The sequence below is a fragment of the Chromohalobacter sp. HP20-39 genome (genome assembly GCF_033052815.1).
In the GTDB taxonomy this organism is placed as follows: domain Bacteria; phylum Pseudomonadota; class Gammaproteobacteria; order Pseudomonadales; family Halomonadaceae; genus Chromohalobacter.
In genome coordinates this window covers 1-437 of record NZ_JAWHTP010000170.1, presented here as the reverse complement: position 1 = coordinate 437, position 437 = coordinate 1, and the positions used below count along the sequence as shown (strand labels likewise).

The 437-nt window shown below is 63.8% G+C and carries 1 protein-coding gene; it reads left to right on the top strand.

Annotated features, from left to right (window positions below; translation table 11 throughout):
• On the top strand, positions 1–436 hold a 436-nt coding region (locus RVY79_RS17480), incomplete at its 5' end, for a mechanosensitive ion channel family protein (protein ID WP_317465755.1).
• Position 437 lies beyond the last annotated feature (1 nt).

Sequence of the window (437 nt, the reverse complement as noted above, 5' to 3'; positions counted from 1 at the left end):
CACGCCGGACAACGTGGTCACCATTGTCGGCAACGGCAAGATCTTCTCCGACACGATCCAGAACTACACCGCCAACCCGTTCCGCCGCGTTGAACTGAAAGCGCAATTGGCCGGCAGCGCCGACCACCGCGCCGCCATCGCGCTGCTCAAGGAGAAGGTTGCCGCCATCCCGAATGTATTGACCGATCCGGCCGTCGATGTGGAGATCCTGGAGTTCAACTTGGTGGGACCGGTGCTGGCCGTGCGCCCCTACACGCACAACGACAACTACTGGCAGGTCTACTTCGACACCAACCGCACGATCAAGGAAGCGCTGGCCGAGGCTGGCTTCCCGGCACCGACGCCGTCGCAGGCCCTGACGATTACGACGCCGGGGCAACTGGCCGGGCTGACTGCCGTGGCACAGAGCACGACCACGCCGACGAGCGTGAACTGAT